Source organism: Hymenobacter nitidus, from assembly GCF_020447315.1.
Taxonomy (GTDB): Bacteria; Bacteroidota; Bacteroidia; order Cytophagales; family Hymenobacteraceae; genus Hymenobacter; species Hymenobacter nitidus.
The window spans coordinates 293,487-314,147 of the sequence record NZ_JAJADQ010000001.1 but is presented as its reverse complement, the minus strand read 5'-3'; the positions used below and the strand labels follow the sequence as shown (position 1 = coordinate 314,147).

Annotated in this window: 20 protein-coding genes and 4 tRNA genes; 20 read left to right on the top strand and 4 right to left on the bottom strand. The window is 55.3% G+C overall.

Annotated elements, in window-relative coordinates:
• Nucleotides 1-5: 5 nt before the first annotated feature.
• Nucleotides 6-815: a tetratricopeptide repeat protein gene (locus LGH70_RS01415; protein ID WP_226181944.1), complete on the bottom strand. Its 810-nt coding sequence runs from the start codon at nucleotides 813-815 to the stop codon at nucleotides 6-8.
• Nucleotides 816-909: 94 nt separating this feature from the next.
• Between LGH70_RS01415 and LGH70_RS01410 the strand changes: the two genes are divergently transcribed.
• From LGH70_RS01410 to nadD, 7 genes are all read left to right on the top strand, one after another.
• Nucleotides 910-1,686, top strand: a complete 777-nt coding sequence (locus LGH70_RS01410) for a glycosyltransferase family 2 protein (protein ID WP_226181942.1) — start codon at nucleotides 910-912, stop codon at nucleotides 1,684-1,686.
• Complete coding sequence (locus LGH70_RS01405) at nucleotides 1,683-2,723, top strand: glycosyltransferase family 9 protein (protein ID WP_226181940.1); 1,041 nt, start codon at nucleotides 1,683-1,685, stop codon at nucleotides 2,721-2,723. The genes LGH70_RS01410 and LGH70_RS01405 overlap by 4 nt, the downstream gene beginning before the upstream one ends.
• A gap of 27 nt (nucleotides 2,724-2,750) precedes the next feature.
• The gene (locus LGH70_RS01400) at nucleotides 2,751-4,037 is read left to right on the top strand and encodes an O-antigen ligase family protein (protein ID WP_226181938.1); all 1,287 of its coding nucleotides are present in this window, start codon (nucleotides 2,751-2,753) and stop codon (nucleotides 4,035-4,037) included.
• Between the two features lie 77 nt (nucleotides 4,038-4,114).
• Nucleotides 4,115-4,753 carry a sigma-70 family RNA polymerase sigma factor gene (locus LGH70_RS01395; protein ID WP_226181936.1) on the top strand — a complete coding sequence of 213 codons (639 nt, stop codon included), beginning with the start codon at nucleotides 4,115-4,117 and terminating at the stop codon, nucleotides 4,751-4,753.
• Between the two features lie 20 nt (nucleotides 4,754-4,773).
• Nucleotides 4,774-5,064, top strand: coding sequence for a hypothetical protein (locus tag LGH70_RS01390; protein ID WP_226181934.1), 291 nt, complete (start codon nucleotides 4,774-4,776; stop codon nucleotides 5,062-5,064).
• Between the two features lie 9 nt (nucleotides 5,065-5,073).
• Nucleotides 5,074-5,658 (top strand): guanylate kinase, encoded by a 585-nt coding sequence (gmk, locus tag LGH70_RS01385; RefSeq protein WP_226181932.1) that lies wholly within the window; start codon nucleotides 5,074-5,076, stop codon nucleotides 5,656-5,658.
• Nucleotides 5,655-6,239, top strand: a complete 585-nt coding sequence (nadD, locus tag LGH70_RS01380; RefSeq protein WP_226181930.1) for a nicotinate (nicotinamide) nucleotide adenylyltransferase — start codon at nucleotides 5,655-5,657, stop codon at nucleotides 6,237-6,239. Before gmk ends, nadD begins: the two co-directional genes overlap by 4 nt.
• A gap of 80 nt (nucleotides 6,240-6,319) precedes the next feature.
• Here nadD and frr read toward each other — a convergent pair whose 3' ends face one another.
• From frr to LGH70_RS01365, 3 genes are all read right to left on the bottom strand, one after another.
• Nucleotides 6,320-6,883, bottom strand: coding sequence for a ribosome recycling factor (gene frr / locus LGH70_RS01375; protein ID WP_226181928.1), 564 nt, complete (start codon nucleotides 6,881-6,883; stop codon nucleotides 6,320-6,322).
• Between the two features lie 51 nt (nucleotides 6,884-6,934).
• Nucleotides 6,935-7,714, bottom strand: a complete 780-nt coding sequence (gene pyrH, locus LGH70_RS01370) for a UMP kinase (RefSeq protein WP_226181926.1) — start codon at nucleotides 7,712-7,714, stop codon at nucleotides 6,935-6,937.
• A gap of 102 nt (nucleotides 7,715-7,816) precedes the next feature.
• A complete protein-coding gene (locus LGH70_RS01365) occupies nucleotides 7,817-8,320 on the bottom strand; it encodes an acyl-CoA carboxylase biotin carboxyl carrier protein subunit (protein WP_226181924.1) in 504 nt (167 codons plus the stop codon).
• Nucleotides 8,321-8,416: 96 nt separating this feature from the next.
• On the opposite strand from LGH70_RS01365, the gene LGH70_RS01360 reads away from it, so the two are divergent.
• The 13 genes from LGH70_RS01360 to rpoB all read left to right on the top strand — a co-directional run bounded on the left by LGH70_RS01360 (nucleotide 8,417) and on the right by rpoB (nucleotide 20,426).
• Entirely contained in the window at nucleotides 8,417-11,011 is a 2,595-nt protein-coding gene (locus tag LGH70_RS01360) for a M1 family aminopeptidase (protein ID WP_226181922.1), read from the top strand.
• A 250-nt stretch (nucleotides 11,012-11,261) separates the two neighbouring features.
• Nucleotides 11,262-11,341 (top strand) — tRNA-Tyr (locus tag LGH70_RS01355).
• Nucleotides 11,342-11,413: 72 nt separating this feature from the next.
• A tRNA-Gly gene (locus tag LGH70_RS01350) sits at nucleotides 11,414-11,486 on the top strand.
• A gap of 29 nt (nucleotides 11,487-11,515) precedes the next feature.
• Nucleotides 11,516-11,587, top strand: a tRNA-Thr gene (locus LGH70_RS01345).
• Between the two features lie 168 nt (nucleotides 11,588-11,755).
• The gene (gene tuf, locus LGH70_RS01340) at nucleotides 11,756-12,943 is read left to right on the top strand and encodes an elongation factor Tu (protein WP_226181920.1); all 1,188 of its coding nucleotides are present in this window, start codon (nucleotides 11,756-11,758) and stop codon (nucleotides 12,941-12,943) included.
• A 127-nt stretch (nucleotides 12,944-13,070) separates the two neighbouring features.
• Nucleotides 13,071-13,141 (top strand) — tRNA-Trp (locus LGH70_RS01335).
• Between the two features lie 19 nt (nucleotides 13,142-13,160).
• Nucleotides 13,161-13,388, top strand: a complete 228-nt coding sequence (gene secE, locus LGH70_RS01330) for a preprotein translocase subunit SecE (protein WP_226181918.1) — start codon at nucleotides 13,161-13,163, stop codon at nucleotides 13,386-13,388.
• Between the two features lie 15 nt (nucleotides 13,389-13,403).
• Entirely contained in the window at nucleotides 13,404-13,964 is a 561-nt protein-coding gene (gene nusG / locus LGH70_RS01325) for a transcription termination/antitermination protein NusG (RefSeq protein WP_226181917.1), read from the top strand.
• Between the two features lie 187 nt (nucleotides 13,965-14,151).
• Nucleotides 14,152-14,595: a 50S ribosomal protein L11 gene (rplK, locus tag LGH70_RS01320; protein ID WP_100337268.1), complete on the top strand. Its 444-nt coding sequence runs from the start codon at nucleotides 14,152-14,154 to the stop codon at nucleotides 14,593-14,595.
• Between the two features lie 21 nt (nucleotides 14,596-14,616).
• A complete protein-coding gene (rplA, locus tag LGH70_RS01315) occupies nucleotides 14,617-15,312 on the top strand; it encodes a 50S ribosomal protein L1 (protein WP_135464437.1) in 696 nt (231 codons plus the stop codon).
• A 17-nt stretch (nucleotides 15,313-15,329) separates the two neighbouring features.
• Nucleotides 15,330-15,884: a 50S ribosomal protein L10 gene (gene rplJ, locus LGH70_RS01310; RefSeq protein ID WP_226181916.1), complete on the top strand. Its 555-nt coding sequence runs from the start codon at nucleotides 15,330-15,332 to the stop codon at nucleotides 15,882-15,884.
• A gap of 66 nt (nucleotides 15,885-15,950) precedes the next feature.
• On the top strand, nucleotides 15,951-16,331 hold the full coding sequence (rplL, locus tag LGH70_RS01305; RefSeq protein WP_135464438.1) for a 50S ribosomal protein L7/L12: 381 nt from the start codon (nucleotides 15,951-15,953) through the stop codon (nucleotides 16,329-16,331).
• A 204-nt stretch (nucleotides 16,332-16,535) separates the two neighbouring features.
• Nucleotides 16,536-20,426 (top strand): DNA-directed RNA polymerase subunit beta, encoded by a 3,891-nt coding sequence (rpoB, locus tag LGH70_RS01300; RefSeq protein ID WP_431357412.1) that lies wholly within the window; start codon nucleotides 16,536-16,538, stop codon nucleotides 20,424-20,426.
• Nucleotides 20,427-20,661 lie beyond the last annotated feature (235 nt).

Here is a 20,661-nt window from a genome sequence, read left to right as displayed (position 1 = left end):
ACGGCCTAGCGCTTTTTTTGCAGCCCGCCCGAAGCTTTTCGGGCGGGCTTTTTTTGTGCCTGCGGGGGGGCAGTGCGGCGCAGCTGCGCCAGATATGGTTTCACGTACTGGTTCTGCGGAAATAGCTTCAGGGTAAGCTGCCCGTAGTGCTGGCACATGGCCCGGTCGCCGATATGGTAGAAGCACTCGGTCAAGTATGCCAGCATTTCTTCCTGCAAGGGAGTATTGGCAAGATCCTCCTTGGGCGCCGCTATAATTCCCTGGGAAATGCTGAGAATAGCTTCTGGCCACTGGGCATTATCCATGTACAGGGTGCCCAGTTTCCAATAGGCCTCAGCAAACCAGACATCCACATTCAGGGTCGAATCGTTGGTTTCGCCAGCCTTATCGAGCTGGGTAATGAGCCGTTGGTAGAGCGTGTACGCCCGGGGCTTGCTGGCGTCCATTTTGTAGAGGGCGCGGGCCAGCTGGTAGCTGATAAACGGATTATCGGCTTCTTGCTGCGCGGCATCTTCCAGCACGGCGGCGGCCGTGGCATAGTCTCCCTTTTTGTAAGCTGCTTCTGAATCCAGAATCTGGAGTCCGTACCGTGCCGAGCGCACCTTGGGCGTCAGGCTTGTGGTGCCTATTCTTTGGCCTTTCTCAATAGTGTCGCCTTTCCGGATACTGGAGTCGAAGTTTACATGAATCAGGTTGACGGTATTTATCTGCCGGGGCAAAACCGCCACATTGCCGTACAAATAGTACTGGCTCTGACTAAAACCGGGTACTGCCAACAGCAGCAACAAGGCCAGCAAACGAAACGCTAAACGCATATGATGGCAGAAGAAGAGTGTAGTCGGCTCGGCAAGACCGTACCTGAGTAAAACTACAACTTGCCCGGTATTCCTGCCGATATTTGCTCCACGTATGCCTTCAATTCTCCTCTCCGTCGTCATCATCACCTTCAATGAAGAAGCCAACATTGGCCGCTGCCTGGCGGCAGTAGGGGATATAGCCGACGAAGTTCTCGTGGTCGATTCTTTCTCCACGGACCAGACCGTTGCCATCTGCCGGCAGCACGGGGCGCGGGTAGTGCAGCATGCCTTTGCCGGCTACGTCGAGCAGAAAAATTACGCCACCGCCCAGGCCCGCCACGACTACGTGCTCCAGCTCGATGCCGACGAAGTGCTGACCAACGAGCTGCGGGCCTCTATCAGGGCTGTAAAGAGCAGCTGGCAGCACGCGGGCTACATGCTGGCCCGTCTCACCAACTACTGCGGAACCTGGGTGCGGCACGGCGGCTGGTATCCTGACCGGAAGCTGCGCCTCTACGACCGGCGCCTTGGCCAGTGGGAAGGGCTGCTCCTGCACGAGCGGTTCGAAGTGGCGGCTGGGCAGTCGGTGGGCGCTTTGGCTGGCGACGCGCTGCACTACTCTTACCATTCCGTGGAACAGCACGTGAGTCAGCTCAACCGGTTTACCAGTATTTCGGCCGCCGAGCTGACTCTGCGCGGCAAGTACCGCGTCACGCTGTTTCACCTGCTGCTGAAGCCCGTCTGGAAGTTTGTGCACGGCTATTTCTTCCGCTTGGGCTTTCTGGACGGCTTTGCCGGCTTGTGCATAGCGACAATTTCGGCCTGGGGCGTTTTCCTGAAATTTGCCAAGTTGCGTACCAAATCTGCCACCGCTGCTCTGCCCGCATGAGGACTTTTCTGGTTAGTCGTACCGATGCCATTGGCGACGTCGTACTGACGCTGCCCGTGTGTGGTCAGCTCAAGCAACTGGTGCCCGGCTGCCGGGTGGTGCTCGTGGGCCGCACCTACACCCAGGCCGTGGCCGAAGCCTGCCCCTGGGTAGATGATTTTCTCAACTATGACGAGCTGATAAAGCTGCCGGAAGCCGGTCAGGTGGCGGCCCTGCGCCAGTATAAGGCCGAAGCCATACTGCACGTTTTTCCGAATAAGCTGCTGGCGCGGGTAGCCCAGAAAGCCGGCATTCCTATCCGGGTAGGAACGCGCAACCGCTGGATTCACTGGCTTACCTGCAACCGGCTGGTGTCATTAAGCCGCCGCAACTCGTTGCTCCACGAAGCTCAGCTCAACCTGAAGCTGCTGCAGCCCCTGGGGCTGCCCACCGAGCTTGCCCTGACTGAGATTACCCCACTGGTGCAGTTGCGCGCCACCGCCGAGCTGCCTGCTGACGTACATGCTCTGTTGGCGGCCCGCAAAGCCGGGCAGCTGAATGTGGTGCTGCATCCCCGTAGCCGGGGCAGCGCCCGGGAGTGGGGCCTCGACCATTTCGGGACGCTAGCACGGCTGCTGCATCAGGCCGGGCACCGAGTCTTTATCACCGGTACAGCCGCCGAAGGAGAAGAATTAGCTCCCTGGCTGCACGCGCATGCGGCTTTTCTGGCCGGCAATCTGACCGGGCGCCTCACGCTGGCCCAGCTACTCAGCTTTATTCAGCAGGCCGATGGTCTGGTAGCGGCCAGCACTGGGCCCCTACACCTGGCAGCGGCACTGGGGCGCCATGCCCTGGGCCTTTACCCGCCTATGCGCCCCACGCACCCCGGCCGCTGGGCTCCCCTGGGGGCACACGCTGAATATCTGGTTTTCGACCGTCCCGACTGTTCCGACTGCCGGAAAATGCCCGCCGCCTGCACCTGCATCAAGGCCATAGAGCCCGTGACGGTAGCGGCCCGGGTTCTGCGCTGGAAGCAGTTGCCCTGTGCCCAATCCTGACGTTATTGCAGCTTTCAATTCTATGCTATGATGCCATCCTCATCGGGGAGTGCTTTCAGTCGGGCTTATCAGGATGGGCGCCTGTCGCAGTATTTGTTGGTGGTGGCCTGCCTTGCCGGCATCATCGGGCTATTTGCCGCGCGGGCTCTGGTATCGTTGAGCCCAGTGGCTGGGGCAGTAGCGGCTTTGCTTAATCCTAATCTTCGGCAGGCAGTGCCGCGCTGGCTCCGCAACGGCGCTGCCCTGCGCCTGGCCCTGCTTTATGCGCTGCTGCTGGTTAGTGGGCTCTACACTACGGCCTGGGAAGTTTGGCGGCACGAGGTGTTCCGGCAACTTCCACTGCTCGGGGTGCCGCTGATTTTCGCGCTGGCGGTGCCGCTCACACGTGCCCAGCGCTATACCGTGGGCTGCTTTTTCACTGTTGGGGTTGCCCTGATTGGAGCCGTCACGCTGGGAAAGTACCTGCTGGACCCCGCTCCGGCTAACCTTCTCATTGACCAGGGCCAGAATATTCCGTCGGTCACCCGCATCTTCCACATCCATTTCAGCATCATGCTGGTGCTGGCCGTGTATTTTGGCTTCCTGCTTCAGCGCGAGAAGGCCGCGCCGGTGCTGGTGCGGTGGCTGCTGCGCCTGTCTGTGGTGGTAGCAGTGGTCGTCTTGCACGTGCTGGCCTACCGCACGGGGCTGCTGGCGTTGTACGCCACGCTGCTGGCCGATGCGGTGCTGGTTGTGGTGCTTAAGCGGCAGTTCACCATGGGCTTAGTGCTACTGGCCTGCCTGGTTATTATTCCGCTGGTAGCCTACCGCAGCCTGCCTTCCGTGCAGCGCCGGGTGGGCGGGTCGCTCTACGACATCGAACAGTTTACCCTGAAGCAGGATATCAACACGTCTTCCCTCTCGCAGCGGCTGGCGGCCTGGCAGACCGCGCAGAATGTTGCGGGCCGCAACCCGTGGCTAGGCGTGGGGGCCGCCGACGCTCATGAGGCCATGATGCGCGAGTACGACTGGCACGATTACGGCCTTAAACCCGAAAACCGGGCCATGATTCACAACCAATACCTGCACTACTTGGTAGCGGGTGGCTTTGTCGGGCTGTTTCTCTGGCTGCTGGTGCTTCTCACGCCCTTGCTGCAACCCGCACAGCGGCAGAACCCGTACGTAGTGCATTTCTTATTGATTATGGGAGCGGCTATGCTGGTCGATTCCTTGTTGGAAGTGCAGATTGGATTCAACCTTTTCGTTTTTCTCTACGGGTTTCTCGTAGTAAGCACGGAAAGGGAAGTCCAAATGGCCCAACAAAACCCTTCTTGAGCGGATTAGTATAATCTGTACATTTGTTTACACGACTGCCACCTCACACCTGACGCAGCCGCAATCTTTTAGCGCCCATGAGCGATTCTCCCGAACGGGTTCCGAAGTTGAGCAAAGAGGAAAAAGACCGCCGTTTCCAGGCGGAATTGATGCCCGTGCTCGATTCCTTGTACAATTTTGCTTTTCGCCTGACCCTCGACGAGGACGATGCCAATGACCTCGTGCAGGAGACGTATCTGAAGGCGTATCGCTTCTTTGAGTACTTCGAGCAGGGAACCAACGCCAAAGCCTGGCTGTTTCGCATCCTGAAAAATTCGTTCATCAACGACTTCCGCAAGAAAAGCAAGCAGCCCGCTAAAGTCGACTACAGCGAGATAGAGGGCTACTACAATACGGAAGATGTGGAGGCCGAAGGCGACGCGGGTAGCACGTCGTCGGACATGCGGCAGCAGGCCGTGCGCGACCTTATCGGCGATGAGGTGGCCAGCGCCCTGAACTCGCTGCCCGTTGACTTTCGTACCGTCATTATCCTCTGTGACCTGGAAGGCTTCACGTATGAGGAAATGGCGAAAGTTTTGGATATTCCGATCGGGACTGTCCGCTCCCGCCTGCACCGGGCGCGCAATTTTTTGAAGGAGAAATTAGAAAAATACGCAAAATCAATGGGCTACGGTAACGATATCGATGGCTCTGATGTTGAGGACGAAAACGAATAAACTTTACACCGGGCTCGGTTATGGAAAACACTGCTACTACATCAACCAATCAGCAAGCTGCTTCTCAAGTGGAAGGGGCCGATTGTGAACGCGTGAATACAATTCTCGACCAAATCATCGTAGGCCATGAGCCGAGCGTGGAAGACGAAGAATACTTTGTGAGCCACGCCGAAGACTGCTCGCCATGCTTTGATAGCATTGATAAGCAGCAGATTTTCATTGACTTCCTGGCTCAGCACGTAGGCCGGAAAGGGGTGCCATCTTCGCTTTCGCAAACAATTCTCTCGCGCGTTCAAGCAGAAATGGCCTAATTTTACCCCATGCAGGGTAAAATCATAGCATTTTCGGCTCCCTCCGGGGCTGGCAAAACGACTATCGTCCACCGGCTCATGGACCAGATTCCGGAGCTGAGCTTTTCCATTTCGGCTTGCACGCGTGACAAGCGCGGCCGCACTGAAGCCAATGGAAAAGACTATTACTTCATTTCCGTCCAGGAATTCCAGGAGAAAATTCGTCACGACGAGTTTGTCGAGTGGGAGGAGGTATACGAAGGCGCTTTCTACGGCACGCTCAAATCAGAGATTGAGCGGATTTGGGAAAGCGGCAAGCATGCCATTCTGGATGTGGACGTAAAAGGCGGGCTTAGCATCAAGGAGTTTTACAAGGACCGTGCCTTAGCGGTATTCGTAAAGCCACCATCCCTGGAAATCCTGGAGGAACGCCTGCGCACCCGCGCCACCGATTCGGCATCCAGTATTTCCGCCCGCCTGTACAAAGCTAATTTCGAGCTGACCTTTGAGGATCGGTTTGATGTGACCGTGGTAAACGACGACCTCGACCATGCCACGGCAGAAGCAGCCAAACTGGTGCGCGACTTTATTACCATGGAGCCCGCCATTTTGTGAAGCAAGCCCCTAAAGTCGGGCTGCTCTTTGGCTCGTTCAATCCCATTCATACCGGCCACTTAATACTGGCGCATTTCATGGCTACGCACACCGACCTCGATGCGGTGTGGCTGGTTGTATCGCCCCAAAGCCCGTTTAAAGTAGGGCAGGAGATGTTAGGGGAGGAGGAGCGGTTTGAGCTAGTCAGCCTGGCTATTCAGCACAACGACCGGCTCCGGGCCCTGAATATTGAGTTTGCCATGCCCAAGCCCAGCTACACCATCGACACGCTGGACGAGCTGCGCCAGCAGTACCCCGATCATAGCTTCGTGCTGCTCATGGGTGAAGACAACCTACCGGGTTTGCCCCGCTGGAAGCAGGCCGACCGGATTCTGGCAGAGCATGCCGTGTATGTGTACCCGCGCCCGGGCGTAGATGCTACCGACGTGAATACGCATCCGGGCGTGCAGGTAGTCGATGCCCCGCTGCTGGACATTTCCGCCACGTTTATCCGCGACTGTGTCCGGACCAATAAATCCATTCGATACTTGGTGCCCGAGGCCGTAGAGGCCCGGATTCTGGAGAAGGGCTTCTGGCACTAGGCTACACTGAGTTTGAGAGCCCCTGAAAACGAAAAAGCCCCGTCAGATACCTGGCGGGGCTTTTTTGATGATGTTTGAAATCAAATAGTCATGATTTCAGACTCTTTCTTGCTCAACAGGTCATCGACCTTGCTGATATACGAGTCGGTAGCCTTCTGCACTTTGGCTTCGGCGTCTTTGATAGAGTCTTCAGCGGCCCCATCCTTCAGAAGCTTGCGCAGCGATTCGTTCACGTCCTTACGGATGCCACGGATGCGCACTTTGCCGGACTCTGATTCCGTTTTGGCCTGCTTCACCAGGTCGCGGCGGCGCTCTTCCGTCATGGGCGGGATGTTCAGGCGCACGCCTTCCGCATCCGACTGTGGGTTCAGGCCCAGGTCACTGTTCTTGATAGCCTTGGCTACTTCCGCAATGATGTTCTTTTCCCAGGGCTTGATAAAGATGGTGCGCGCATCGGGAGTGGTGATGTTGGCTACCTGGCTAACGGGCGTCGGGGTGCCGTAGTAATCAACCCGCAGGCCATCGAGCATAGCGGGCGACGCTTTACCGGCCCGGATGCGGCTCATCTCAAGGCTGGTATGTTGCAGCGACTTGGCCATTGACTCTTCGGCTTCGCTGAGGTAGAACTGAATTTCTTCGTCCATAGTAAAACGGTGAATGAAAGTAGTGACGGGGAAGGGGCCGAGAGCTTGCGCTTACTCGGTCGGTGTGGTAATCGTAGGTTGGAGCGCGCTGTGCTTTGCGTCCAGGGGCTTGGCGTTGGAACCGTGCATCGACACGCGGGTACCTACAGTTTCGCCTTCGATGAGGCGCTGCAAGTTGCCAGCCTTGTTCATATCGAACACGATGATGGGCAGGTTATTCTCCTTACACAGCGTGAAAGCCGTCATATCCATTACGTTCAGGTTCTTCTCCATCACCTCATCAAACGTAATTTCCGGGTAACGCGTGGCCGTAGGGTCTTTCTCCGGGTCGGCGGTATAAATGCCATCCACGCGGGTTCCTTTCAGCACCACGTCGGCCTCGATTTCGATGGCCCGCAGCGAAGCGGCCGAGTCGGTGGTGAAGTAGGGGGAGCCAATGCCGGCCCCGAAGATGACGACGCGGCCTTTCTCCAGGTGGCGCAGGGCCCGGCGACGGATGTAGGGCTCACACACCCGCTGAATCGTAACGCCCGACAGCAGCCGGGTGTTGACGTTGAGCTTTTCCAGGGCGCTTTGCAGGGCCATGGAGTTGATAACCGTGGCCAGCATACCCATATAGTCGCCCTGCACCCGGTCGAGACCGAAAGCTTCGGCCTGCACTCCGCGGAAGATGTTGCCCCCGCCAATGACAACGGCCACCTGCGTCCCGGTAGCTGCTGCCGTCTTGATTTCCTCGGCGTATTGCATCAGGCGGACCGCATCAATGCCATATTGCTGCTGGCCCATCAAGGCCTCACCGCTCAGTTTCAGCAGAATTCGGTTGTACTTCAAAGGTGGGGGGGTTAAGCGTGAAATGTTGGTTGCAAACAGATATGCCGGCTGAGTAAAGCAGCCTGCAAGCGTATACTGCCAATCAACGAACAGGTTAAAATCTTAGCTGAATTGAATGAGCACCTGACCTTTGGTAACATTGTCGCGCAGGGTGACCTTGATGCTGCCAATGGTACCGTCGCCGGGGGCTTTCAGAATGTTCTCCATTTTCATGGCCTCCAACACCAGCAGCGGGTCGCCTTTCAGCACTTGCTGCCCGGCTTCTACCCGAATAGCCACGATGAGGCCCGGCATGGGGGCTTTCAACTCGTTTACTTTGCTGGCCGCCGCGTTGCTCATGCCCAGTTTGTCGAGCAGCAAGTCGAAACGGTCCTTGGCCTGCAGCTCCAGTAGCTGACCATTTAGCTTCAGCACGAAGGTTTTAGCCGTGTAATCGGCGCTGATCAGCTCGGCCGAGTAGGAGCGGCCCTCGTGCAACACGTGGTAGCGTCCGTTGCCCAGCGAAACCAAATCCCAGGCAAAGTCCTCCCCATTGACGAGCGTGGAACCGTTGGGACGATAGTCAATATCCCAGGTCTGGGAAGAACCGGTGCTGATCTGGAGCATAGCAAGAGGGCAGTGAGGGCGGAAAAGGGCTTAAAGATAGGCCAAATCTGAAATATTTTCGGAACTTTAGCCCACATACCCCTATTGCCCCACTGCATGAAATATTCGGTCCTCGGCATTCTTGGCCTGGTCCTTACGTGCCATCTGACAGCTCCCGCCCAGACTTCGAAAACGGCCAAACCGTCCTCGGAGAAGCCAGCTGCACGCAAGAAAGCTACGCCTGCTGCCGAACTGCCAGCCACGGAATCTACGACGAGCACCATCATCGTACCATCCTGGCTGCCACCCACTAACCCGGTGCAGCCCGCGGCTACTATCGTTACCGATCTGCTCGATACCAAGCTGGAAGTGCGCTTCGACTGGGCCAAGCAATGGCTGCTCGGAACGGCTTCCCTGACCCTGCGCCCGCACTTTTACCCCCAGAACCAGGTGGTGCTCGACGCCAAGGGCTTTGACGTAAAGAGCGTGCGGCTGCTGACGGGCGGCAAGGAAAAAAGTCTGAACTACAGCTACGACAAGCGTAAGATTACCGTCAACCTCGACCGGCAGTACACGCGCACCGAAACCTACCAGATCCGCATCAGCTACACGGCCAAGCCGAACGAGCTGGAGGCTGGAGGCAGCGCGGCCATTACCGGCAACAAGGGCCTGTACTTTATCAACCCGCTGGGCACCGATAAGAACAAGCCCAAGCAGATCTGGACCCAGGGCGAGACGGAAGCCAACTCCTGCTGGTTTCCGACGATTGACAAGCCCAATCAGCGCATGACCCAGGAAATTGCCATGACCGTTGACGCGCAGTACAAAACGCTGTCGAACGGTCTGCTGATTTCTTCCAAGAAAAACGCCGATGGCACCCGCACTGACATTTGGAAGCAAAGCCTGCCCGCGGCGCCTTACCTGACGATGATGGCCGTCGGCGACTTCGCCGTGGTGAATGATTCTTGGCACGGCAAGGCCGTAGACTACTACGTCGAGCCTAAGTTTCAGAATACGGCCAAGACTATCTTTGGCAACACGCCCGCTATGCTGGACTTTTTCTCGAAAAAGCTGGGCGTAGAATACCCCTGGGAGAAGTACGCCCAGGTTTCCATCCGCGACTTCGTGTCGGGAGCCATGGAAAACACCTCGGCTACCACCATCCGGCAGGAGTGGACGCAGCTGACGCCGCGGGAAATGCTGGACAAGACCTACATCACCGAAGGCACCATTGCCCACGAGCTGTTTCACCAGTGGTTTGGCGACTACGTGACGGCCGAATCGTGGGCGAACCTGCCCCTGAACGAAGCTTTTGCCGACTATTCGGAGTTGCTCTGGGCTGAACACAAGTATGGCGCCGACGCGGCCGAACTGGTGCAGCAGGAAAAGGTGACCCAATACCTGACCGAAGCCGAAAGCAAGCGGGAGCCGCTCATCCGCTACCACTATGCGGAGCGGGAAGACATGTTCGACCGGCACTCCTACGATAAAGGGGGACGGGTGCTGCACATGCTGCGCAAATATGTCGGCGACGACGCCTTCTTCGCCTCGCTAAACCGCTACCTGACCGCCAATAAGTTTTCGGCTTCGGAAGTTGCCAAGCTGCGCATCGCCTTCGAGGAAACGACAGGTGAAGACCTGATGTGGTTTTTCGACCAGTGGTTTATGCAGCGGGGCCATCCCGAGCTGCGAGTAACGCACTCGTACGCCAACGGCCAGGTGACCATGCGCGTGCAGCAGCTCCAGGATTCCACCTTCACGCCTATCTACCGGCTGCCCCTCACGGTCACTACTTGGATTAACAAGCAGCCTACCGACACGCGCATTGTCGTGACCAAAGCCGATCAGACGTTCCAGTGGGCGGCTCCGCAGCGCCCTAACTTGGTCAAGTTCGATTCGGAAGGGCAGTTGCTGGCAAAAATCCAGGAGGAGCGCACGCAGGATGAGCTGCTGTTCCAGTACTACAACGCCCGCAGCTACCTGCAGAAGTACGAGGCTATTGACGGTCTGCGCACCAAGGTCGGTGACCTTGCCGTGAGCGGCATGCTGCGCAACGCGTTGAATGATAATTTCTGGGCCGTGCGCAATGCTGCCTTGGAAGCTCTGCGCAAATACAAGGGTCCGGAAGGCAATGCCGTGCGCAAGGATATCCGGCGGGTGGCTGCTACCGACATTAAAAGCCAAGTACGGGCTACGGCTCTAGCTACGCTGTCGGCCTTTCCCAACGAAGACTTTGGGGATGTATACAGCACCGCCCTCAACGACAGTTCTTACCTCGTGGCCGGTGCTGCCATTGATGCGTTGGCCAAAGCCCCAACGGTAAACACCCGGGAGCGGGTTAATGCCTTGCAGGAAACCAGCAGCACGACCATCCTAAATTCCTTGGCCAACTATTACTCCCTCAACGGCAACCTCGACCACTACCCTTGGTTCCTGCGCCGCCTGAACGATGTGCCAGAGGAAGACCTGTACAACTACTTGCAGAACTTCGGGACTCTGATGACGCGCATTCCGCCCATTGAGCGGGAGAAGGGTATTGCAAAGCTCGAAACCCTGGCCCGCACCCACGCCAACTATACCGTAAAGTTGGGGGCCTACCGTGCGCTGAATACACTTGTGGCAAGCACTCCGAGTCTGAAACCAGTCTTGCAGGATATCAAAGCCAAGGAGAAAGACACACAGTTGAAAGCATTTTACAGCCTGCTGCAATAAATTTTGAAAAAAAATGAGTGGGGCAGGATTTGGTAAGTCAGAGCCGTTAGTCTGCTGAAATCAGGCGCTTAGCTGCCAAATCAGAAGAAAGCCTGGGTTGCCAGCAGAAAAATATTGCAACGATTTTTGGTCATAGGCTTGACTTGCATCAGAAAGCCACTAATTTTGCAACTCCTTTAGCAACCACCCCACTTTTAAGGGTCGGCTGAAAAGGGAGAAAGTCAACACAAACGGTGTTGAAAAACTAACTGGGGGTATCGCATAGCGGCAATTGCGGGTGACTGTAACTCACCTCCTTCGGGTTCATAGGTTCGAGTCCTGTTACCCCCACAGTAAGTGAAAAGATTAGAGTAGTGATTCGACGAGTTAAGTTCGTCGAAACACTACTCTAACTTCACAACCGCGGGAGTAGCTCAGTTGGTAGAGCGGCAGCCTTCCAAGCTGCAGGTCGCGGGTTCGAACCTCGTCTCCCGCTCGCAAGCGAATACCGAGTACAACCAATCAGCCGTTTTAGCTCAGTGGTAGAGCACTTCCTTGGTAAGGAAGAGGTCATGGGTTCAAATCCCATAAATGGCTCACATTACATTACAAATACCGACGGAGCAGCGCGACTGCACTGTTTGGATCTGACAAACAGGTAAAGCGACGTGCAGGCCATAGGTGGAGCTGCGTTTCGCTTTCTTGTAGTATAGCTCAGTCGCGTTTTACTCTCATCCCACAAAATCTCCTTTTAATCTCTTTACAATGGCCAAAGAAAATTTTGATCGTTCCAAGCCGCACGTGAACATCGGTACGATCGGGCACGTCGACCACGGCAAAACCACCCTGACTGCTGCTATCACCACGGTACTGGCGAACAAAGGTTTGGCTGCTAAGCGTGACTTCTCTTCGATCGACAATGCTCCCGAAGAAAAAGAGCGTGGTATCACCATCAACACCGCTCACGTAGAGTACGCTACTGAGAACCGTCACTACGCTCACGTTGACTGCCCCGGTCACGCTGACTATGTGAAGAACATGGTAACGGGTGCTGCCCAGATGGATGGCGCTATCTTGGTAGTTGCTGCTACCGACGGTCCAATGCCCCAGACGCGTGAGCACATCCTGCTGGCTCGCCAGGTAGGTGTACCTCAGCTGGTAGTGTTCATGAACAAAGTGGACATGGTAGACGACCCCGAGCTGCTCGAGCTGGTGGAAATGGAAATCCGCGAACTGCTGTCGTTCTACGACTTCGACGGTGACAACATTCCAGTTATTCAGGGCTCTGCTCTGGGTGGCCTGAACGGCGACGCCAACTGGGTTCCCAAGATCGAAGAGTTGATGGACGCTGTTGACTCGTTCATTCCGATTCCCGCTCGTCTGACCGACCTGCCCTTCCTGATGCCCGTAGAGGACGTATTCTCTATCACGGGTCGTGGTACGGTAGCTACCGGCCGTATCGAGCGTGGTATCATCAACTCGGGTGAGCAGGTTGACATCCTCGGCATGGGTGCTGAAGGTTTGAAATCGACCGTAACCGGTGTTGAGATGTTCCGCAAGATCCTCGACCGTGGCGAAGCTGGTGACAACGTAGGTCTGTTGCTGCGTGGTATTGAAAAAGAAGCCATCCGTCGTGGTATGGTTATTTGCAAGCCAGGCTCCGTAACGCCTCACCAGAAGTTCAAAGCTGAGGTGTACGTGCTGTCGAAAGAAGAAGGTGGCCGTCACACGCCCTTCTTCAACAACTACCGTCCTCAGTTCTACCTGCGTACCACTGACGTAACCGGTATCATCACCCTCCCAGAAGGTGTTGAAATGGTAATGCCCGGTGACAACATCACCATCCAAGTTGAGCTTCTCAACAAGGTGGCAATGGAGAAAGGTCTGCGTTTCGCTATCCGCGAAGGTGGCCGTACGGTAGGTGCCGGTCAGGTAACTGAAATCCTCGACTAGTTTCTGCTGGAATTCCAGTAAATCAATACAATCCGCCTCTGATTTTTTCAGGGGCGGATTTGTTTTGTATAAAGAGTTCTGTACATTTGCAGTCCCAATCCGGCTTTACTCGGTTTAGGACGCATCCACGGGCGTAGTTCAAGGGTAGAATAGAGGTCTCCAAAACCTTTGATGGGAGTTCGAATCTCTCCGCCCGTGCAAGTTTGGTCACGGAGAAGTGACTGCAGTAGTTAAAGCCAAAACCGGCACCATGAGCAAGCTGACGAAATATTTCCGCGATACCACGGAGGAGATGCGTTACAAAGTAACGTGGTCTTCTTTTGAGGAACTGCAGAAGAGTGCCGGTCTGGTGCTCATCGGTTCGCTCGTGTTTGCTGCCGTCGTGGGCATTATGGACATCGTGTTCAAAACTGGCCTCGAAGCATTTTACAACTCATTCCGTTAATCGAATTCAGAAGAGATGGGAGAGTTGAAGTGGTACGTGGTTCGCTCGGTTAGCGGACAAGAGAAGAAAGCCAAGCAGTACTTGGAAACTGAGATTGGCCGCCACGGTCTTTCCGAGTTAGTACCCCAGGTTCTGATTCCGGCCGAGAAGGTTTACGAAATGCGCAACGGCAAGAAGCGTGTTCGGGAACGGAACTTCTTTCCCGGCTATATTCTAATCCACGCCGATCTGACCCACGGTGAAGTTGACCACATTATTACTAGCACACCAGGCGTAATTGGTTTCCTGAGCGACAAAGAAGGCAAGAGCACCAACACCAAGCCGATTCCATTGCGTCTGTCCGAGGTAAACCGGATTCTGGGCATTGTGGATGAAGCCGAAGAAGAAACGGCCAGCCTTGAAACTCCTTTTGTAGTAGGAGAGCTAGTGAAAGTTGTTGACGGAGCCTTCAGCGGTTTCTCGGGCAACGTTTCGGAAGTGTTCGAAGAGCGGAAGAAGCTCAACGTAATTGTGAAAATATTCGGCCGTAGCACGCCCATGGAGCTAAGCTACACCCAGGTCGAGAAAGAGTCATAAGTCAGTTAGTACAAGACGAGAGCGTAGAAGTGGGAGACTCCTCCTATTTCTACGCTCTCTGATCTAACTTCTGCAAAGAACGTCGTCGGTTATTCGCTCTGAACCGGCGGGGCTTCCACTAGAGCACATTTAAAATAAACGGAGGGTTGCTTGTGTTACGACATACAGCCCGAAGCCTTTCAAACCAATGGCCAAAGAAATTAGAGGTTATCTGAAGCTTCAGATAAAGGGAGGCGCTGCGAACCCCTCGCCGCCGGTTGGACCTGCACTTGGTAGCAAAGGCCTTAACATCATGGAATTCTGCAAGCAGTTCAACGCTCGCACCCAGGATAAGGCCGGCCAAGTATGTCCCGTATTGATCACCATGTACACCGACAAGTCGTTTGACTTCGTGGTGAAAACCCCTCCAGCGCCAGTAATGCTGCTGGAAGCTGCCAAGCTTCAGGGTGGTTCGAAAGAGCCAAACCGGAACAAGGTAGGTTCGGTTACGTGGGACCAAATCCGCACGATTGCCGAAGTGAAAATGCCCGACTTGAACGCCTTCCAGGTGGAGTCGGCCATGAAGCAGGTGGCAGGTACGGCCCGCAGCATGGGTATTACCATCAAGGGCGATTCTCCCTTTGCTGAATAACTTTAAAGGAGAAGAAAACTGATGGCACAAGTTAGCAAAAAGCGCAAGGAAGCCCTTGCCAAACACGACCTGACGCAGGTACGCAACCTTGTTGAGGCAGCCAAAGTGGTGAAGGACATTACCTACACCAAGTTTGACGCTTCCGTTGACATCGACGTACGTCTGGGCGTTGACCCCCGCAAAGCCGACCAAATGGTGCGTGGCGTCGCCACGCTGCCCCACGGTACCGGCAAAACCGTCCGCGTTCTGGCTCTGGTTACTCCCGACAAGGAGGCCGAAGCTACCGCTGCCGGCGCTGATTTCGTAGGCTTGGACGACTACATCTCGAAAATCGAGAAGGGCTGGACCGACATCGATGTGATTATCACGATGCCGTCGGTTATGGCCAAAGTAGGTCGCCTGGGCCGCGTGCTTGGTCCCCGTGGTCTGATGCCAAACCCTAAGTCGGGTACGGTAACGACCGATGTGGCCAAGGCAGTACAGGAAGTGAAGGCTGGTAAAATCGACTTCAAAGTTGACAAAACCGGTATCATTCACACCAGCGTTGGCAAAGTGTCTTTTGATGACCAGAAGCTGGCTGAAAACGCCATCGAAGTAATCCAGACGCTTATCCGTCTGAAGCCTTCGTCGGCTAAAGGTACTTACATCAAGAGCATCACGCTGAGCAGCACGATGAGCCCCGCCGTTCCGGTTGACACCACGGTTACTTCCGCTTAATTCACAATCAAGACGATATGACCCGGGAAGAAAAACAAGCCCTCGTCGACGAGTTGAGCGAAAAGTTTCAATCGCACAACGCGTTCTACATTACCGATGCTTCGGGAATGTCGGTGGCGAAAATCAATGAATTCCGCCGGTTGTGCTTCAACCGTGGCCTGGAGTTCAAAGTGTACAAGAACACGCTGATCCGTAAGGCACTCGATACGTTGAGCACCGACACGGCAGAACTGGACGCAGCGCTGAAAAGCCAGTCGGGTGTACTGTTCTCGAAAGAGGCCGGCAACGCACCTGGCAAACTGCTGAAGGACTTCTATAAGGCTCAGAACTACGGTAAGAACGCAGTTCCAAAGCCTGCTCTGAAGGGTGCTTACATCGATGCCAGCATCTATCTGGGTGCTGAGCAGCTCGAAACCCTGAGCACGCTGAAAGGCAAAAATGAGCTTATCGGTGAAGTTATCGGTCTGCTCCAGTCGCCTGCTAAGAATGTTATCAGTGCTCTGTCGAGCGGTGGCAATAAACTGGCTGGCATCCTCAAGACGCTTTCCGAAAAAGAAGAGGCGGCTGCTTAATTGCCCCTACCTTTTTCCCCCTCAATCAAATTCAACAACCCCCTCTTTTTTTAACAATCTACAGAAATGGCAGATTTGAAAGCATTCGCTGAGCAGCTCGTTAACCTGACGGTGAAAGAAGTAAACGAACTGGCTACTATCCTGAAGGACGAGTATGGCATTGAGCCCGCTGCTGCTGCTCCCGTAATGATGGCTGGTGGTGGCGCAGGCGCTGCTGCTGAAGCTCCCGAGGAGAAGACGTCGTTCGACGTAATCCTGAAGTCGGCTGGCGCAAGCAAGCTGGCCGTAGTTAAGCTGGTGAAAGACCTGACCGGTCTGGGCCTGAAAGAAGCCAAAGAACTGGTTGACGGTGCTCCTAAGCCCCTGAAAGAAGGTGTTGCTAAAGACGAAGCTGATTCGTTGAAGAAGCAACTGGAAGAAGCCGGCGCTGAAGTAGAAGTTAAGTAAGCTGCCCCGCGCTTTTTCTCTTAGAAACATGGATAGGCCTGGCAACTAAGCCAGGTCTTTTCCTGTTTGTAGGCTACAAGCTTTACCAGGTTGCCCCCAGACGCCGCATTGCGGCTTTTTGTGCCTACGGGTAACGGACGAGGGCGCGGCAAGGGTTGCCGATAGTATAGTACGCTTCAGTGTCCATTTTTAACCTTCAACGCATTGGCTACACCGAAAGCACAGGCTTTGCAGAAAGCCGACGAGCGAATCAATTTCGCCAAGATTAAGAAAGTTATCGAGTATCCGGATTTCCTGGACGTGCAGGTTCGCTCGTTCATGGATTTCTTCCAGCTGGAGACGGCGGCCGAAAGCCGCACCGACGAGGGCCTGTTTAAGGTTTTCGCCGAGAACTTCCCCATCTCGGACTCACGCGAGAACTTCGTACTGACGTTCATGGACTACCACGTCGATCCGCCGAAGTATTCGGTTGACGAGTGCATCGACCGTGGCCTAACGTACTCAGTTCCGCTGAAAGCTAAGTTGCGCTTGGTCTGCAATGACTCGGACAACGAGGATTTCGAAACGATTGAGCAGGAAGTGTTCTTGGGCAACATCCCGTACATGACCGAAAAAGGCTCGTTCGTTATTAACGGGGCCGAGCGGGTTATCGTTTCGCAGCTGCACCGCTCGCCCGGTGTGTTCTTTGCCCAGAGCAAGCACACCAACGGCACGAAGCTGTATTCGGCCCGTATCATTCCGTTCAAGGGCTCGTGGATTGAATTTGCCACGGACGTGAACAACGTGATGTACGCCTATATCGACCGGAAGAAGAAATTTCCGGTGACCACGCTGCTGCGGGCCATCGGCTACGGTACCGACAAAGACATTCTGGACCTGTTCGGTTTGTCGGAAGAGGTAAAGGCTGAGAAGAAGGCTCTGAAAAAAGCCGTGGGCCGTAAGCTGGCTGCCCGGGTACTGCGCACCTGGACGGAAGACTTCGTGGACGAGGATACCGGTGAAGTGGTATCTATCGACCGCAACGAAGTGCTGCTGGAGCGCGACTCGACCATTGAGGAGGACGACATCGACACCATCCTGAATGCAGGAGCCAAGTCGGTAATTCTGCACCGTGAGAACGTGAACATTGCGGACTTCGCAATTATTTACAACACGCTGCAGAAAGACAACTCCAACTCGGAGAAGGAAGCCGTGGAGCAAATCTATCGTCAGCTCCGGAACACGGAAGCTCCCGACGAAGAAACTGCCCGCGACATCATTCAAAAGCTGTTTTTCTCGGATAAGCGCTACGACCTCGGGGACGTAGGCCGCTACCGTATCAATAAGAAGCTGGGCCTCGACAAGAACTGGGAAGCTCGGGTACTGACCAACGAGGACATCGTCCTGATTGTAAAGTACTTGATTGGCCTGATCAACTCGAAGGCAGTAGTCGACGACATTGACCACTTGTCAAATCGTCGGGTACGTACCGTAGGCGAGCAGCTCTATGCCCAGTTTGGCGTAGGTTTGGCTCGGATGGCCCGTACCATCAAGGAGCGTATGAACGTGCGGGACAACGAGGACTTCAAGCCCGTTGACCTGATCAACGCTCGTACGCTGTCGTCGGTAATCAACTCGTTCTTCGGCACCAACCAGTTGTCGCAGTTCATGGACCAAACCAACCCGCTGGCCGAGGTGACGCACAAGCGTCGCGTATCGGCACTGGGGCCAGGAGGTCTGTCGCGTGAGCGGGCTGGTTTCGAAGTACGTGACGTTCACTATACGCACTACGGTCGCCTGTGCACCATCGAAACGCCGGAGGGACCGAACATCGGTCTGATTTCGTCGCTGTGCGTGCACGCCCGGGTAAACTCGATGGGATTCATTGAAACGCCCTACCGCACGGTAGAGAGCGGCAAGGTGGATACCAGCTCGAACGTAAAATACCTGACTGCCGAAGAGGAAGATACTCACCACATTGCCCAGGCCAACGCCCGCATTGATGAGAACGGTAACTTCATCAACGAGCTGGTAAAAGGCCGTTTCGAAGGTGACTTCCCCGTGGTTGGTCCCGACGAGTACAGCTACATGGACGTAGCGCCGAACCAGATTGTGTCGGTGGCTGCTTCGCTGATTCCATTCCTGGAGCACGATGACGCCAACCGGGCCCTGATGGGTTCGAACATGCAACGTCAGGCTGTGCCGCTGCTCCGTCCGCAGGCGCCCATCGTGGGCACCGGCCTGGAAGGTCGTACCGCTATTGACTCGCGTGCCCTGGTGGTTGCCGAAGGTGATGGTATCATCGACTATGTTGATGCCAACAAGATCGTAGTGAAATACGACCTGACCGAGGACGACATTCTGGTAAGCTTCGACGCGGAGAAGATTTCCTATGATCTGATCAAGTTCCGTCGGACCAACCAGGATACGTGCATCAACCTGACTCCTATTGTTAAGCGCGGTCAGCGCGTGACGAAGGGTCAGCCGCTGTGCGAAGGCTACGGCACCAACAACGGTGAGCTGGCTCTGGGTCGTAACATGCAGGTGGCATTTATGCCCTGGCAGGGTTACAACTTCGAGGATGCCATCGTTATTTCGGAGCGGGTTGTCCGCGACGACATCTTCACCTCGATTCACATTGAGGAGTTCGAGCTCGAAGTGCGCGAAACCAAGCGCGGCGAGGAAGAGCTGACGTCGGAAATCCCGAACGTAAGCGAAGAAGCCGTTCGCAACCTCGACGACAACGGTATTATCCGTTTGGGTGCTGAAGTGAAGGAAGGCGACATTCTGATCGGTAAAATCACGCCCAAGGGCGAGACGGACCCGACTCCGGAAGAGAAGCTGCTCCGCGCCATTTTTGGTGACAAAGCCGGCGATGTGAAAGATGCCTCGCTTAAGGCGCCGCCATCCCTGAACGGTGTTGTTATCGGCACCAAGCTGTTCTCGCGTCCGAAAAAAGACAAAAACCTGCGGGCCAAGTCGAAGAAGGAAGTAGAAGAGTTGAAGGATTCTTACGCCAAGGAGCTGCGCGGTGTAAGAGCCGTGATGGTTGACAAGCTGGTGCAGTTGCTAGAAGGCAAGACGTCGCAGGGTGTAAAGCACAAGTTCGGCGACGAGATTCTGAGCAAGGGCGTGAAATTTGGTAAGAAGAACATTGCCGATGCGCTGTTCCCCGAAAAGAACCCCTATAAGGATGAGAGCAACTACGCCGTACCGGAAGAGGTGAACATGTTCAAGGACCTGATCCTGGAGAACTGGACCGCGGACGAGAAAGTGAATGGCATGGTGCTGCAACTGGTGAAAAACTACACCAAGCGCCGCAACACCATCACGGCTCGTTTCAAGCGTGACCGGTTTACCCTGGAAGTAGGGGATGAACTGCCCGCCGGTATCGTACAGCTGGCCAAAGTATACATCGCCAAGAAGCGTAAGCTGAAGGTGGGTGATAAAATGGCTGGTCGTCACGGTAACAAGGGTGTAGTAGCCCGCATCGTGCGTGATGAAGATATGCCTTTCCTGGCCGACGGTACGCCGATGGACATCGTGCTCAACCCGCTTGGTGTACCAAGCCGCATGAACATCGGTCAGATCTACGAAACCGTACTGGGCTGGGCCGGCCTCAAGCTGGGCCGTACCTACGCTACCCCGATTTTCGACGGTGCTACCGAAGAGGAAGTATCGCGCGAACTGACGGAAGCCGGGTTGCCAACCTTCGGCCGCTCGTATCTGCACGACGGTCTGACCGGTCAGCAGTTCGACCAGCCAGTAACCGTAGGCGTTATCTACATGCTGAAGCTGGGTCACCTTGTCGACGACAAGATGCACGCCCGTTCCATCGGACCTTACTCGCTCATCACGCAGCAGCCGCTGGGTGGTAAAGCTCAGTTCGGTGGTCAGCGCTTCGGTGAAATGGAAGTGTGGGCTCTGGAAGCCTTCGGTGCGTCGAACGTACTGCAGGAAATCCTGACGGTGAAATCGGATGACGTTATCGGTCGGGCCAAAGCCTACGAAGCCATTGTAAAAGGCGACGTTCTGCCTAAGCCGAATATTCCCGAGTCCTTCAACGTACTCATCCACGAGTTGCGCGGTCTGGCCCTGGAAATCACGCTTGACTAGTAAGGCCAGTTGAAATTAGGAGTTGTTGGTGCCTTGGTACCGGCAACTCCTATTTCGGGCTTTATACCATAAAGAGTACCGCGGTTCGGGCAACCGAGAATAGCTACTCCCAGCGTCGTTCCGAGATATGGTCAGAACGGCATTACCAGCTGAAAGTAGCTTGCCGCAACAAGCTCAGGTTTGCCAAAACCTGCGCTATTACCCATCAGACCTGGTCGAACCTGCTGCCTGACGT

Coding starts and splice junctions, on each gene's coding strand:
- frr (WP_226181928.1), bottom strand. CDS start 6,883: ATGGACGAAGAAATTCAGTTCTACCTCAGCGAAGCCGAAGAGTCAATG.
- LGH70_RS01395 (WP_226181936.1), top strand. CDS start 4,115: ATGAGCGATTCTCCCGAACGGGTTCCGAAGTTGAGCAAAGAGGAAAAA.
- rplJ (WP_226181916.1), top strand. CDS start 15,330: ATGACCCGGGAAGAAAAACAAGCCCTCGTCGACGAGTTGAGCGAAAAG.
- rplL (WP_135464438.1), top strand. CDS start 15,951: ATGGCAGATTTGAAAGCATTCGCTGAGCAGCTCGTTAACCTGACGGTG.
- LGH70_RS01400 (WP_226181938.1), top strand. CDS start 2,751: ATGATGCCATCCTCATCGGGGAGTGCTTTCAGTCGGGCTTATCAGGAT.
- LGH70_RS01415 (WP_226181944.1), bottom strand. CDS start 815: ATGCGTTTAGCGTTTCGTTTGCTGGCCTTGTTGCTGCTGTTGGCAGTA.
- gmk (WP_226181932.1), top strand. CDS start 5,074: ATGCAGGGTAAAATCATAGCATTTTCGGCTCCCTCCGGGGCTGGCAAA.
- LGH70_RS01360 (WP_226181922.1), top strand. CDS start 8,417: ATGAAATATTCGGTCCTCGGCATTCTTGGCCTGGTCCTTACGTGCCAT.
- nusG (WP_226181917.1), top strand. CDS start 13,404: ATGGGAGAGTTGAAGTGGTACGTGGTTCGCTCGGTTAGCGGACAAGAG.
- LGH70_RS01405 (WP_226181940.1), top strand. CDS start 1,683: ATGAGGACTTTTCTGGTTAGTCGTACCGATGCCATTGGCGACGTCGTA.
- LGH70_RS01365 (WP_226181924.1), bottom strand. CDS start 8,320: ATGCTCCAGATCAGCACCGGTTCTTCCCAGACCTGGGATATTGACTAT.
- tuf (WP_226181920.1), top strand. CDS start 11,756: ATGGCCAAAGAAAATTTTGATCGTTCCAAGCCGCACGTGAACATCGGT.
- LGH70_RS01410 (WP_226181942.1), top strand. CDS start 910: ATGCCTTCAATTCTCCTCTCCGTCGTCATCATCACCTTCAATGAAGAA.
- rplA (WP_135464437.1), top strand. CDS start 14,617: ATGGCACAAGTTAGCAAAAAGCGCAAGGAAGCCCTTGCCAAACACGAC.
- rplK (WP_100337268.1), top strand. CDS start 14,152: ATGGCCAAAGAAATTAGAGGTTATCTGAAGCTTCAGATAAAGGGAGGC.
- LGH70_RS01390 (WP_226181934.1), top strand. CDS start 4,774: ATGGAAAACACTGCTACTACATCAACCAATCAGCAAGCTGCTTCTCAA.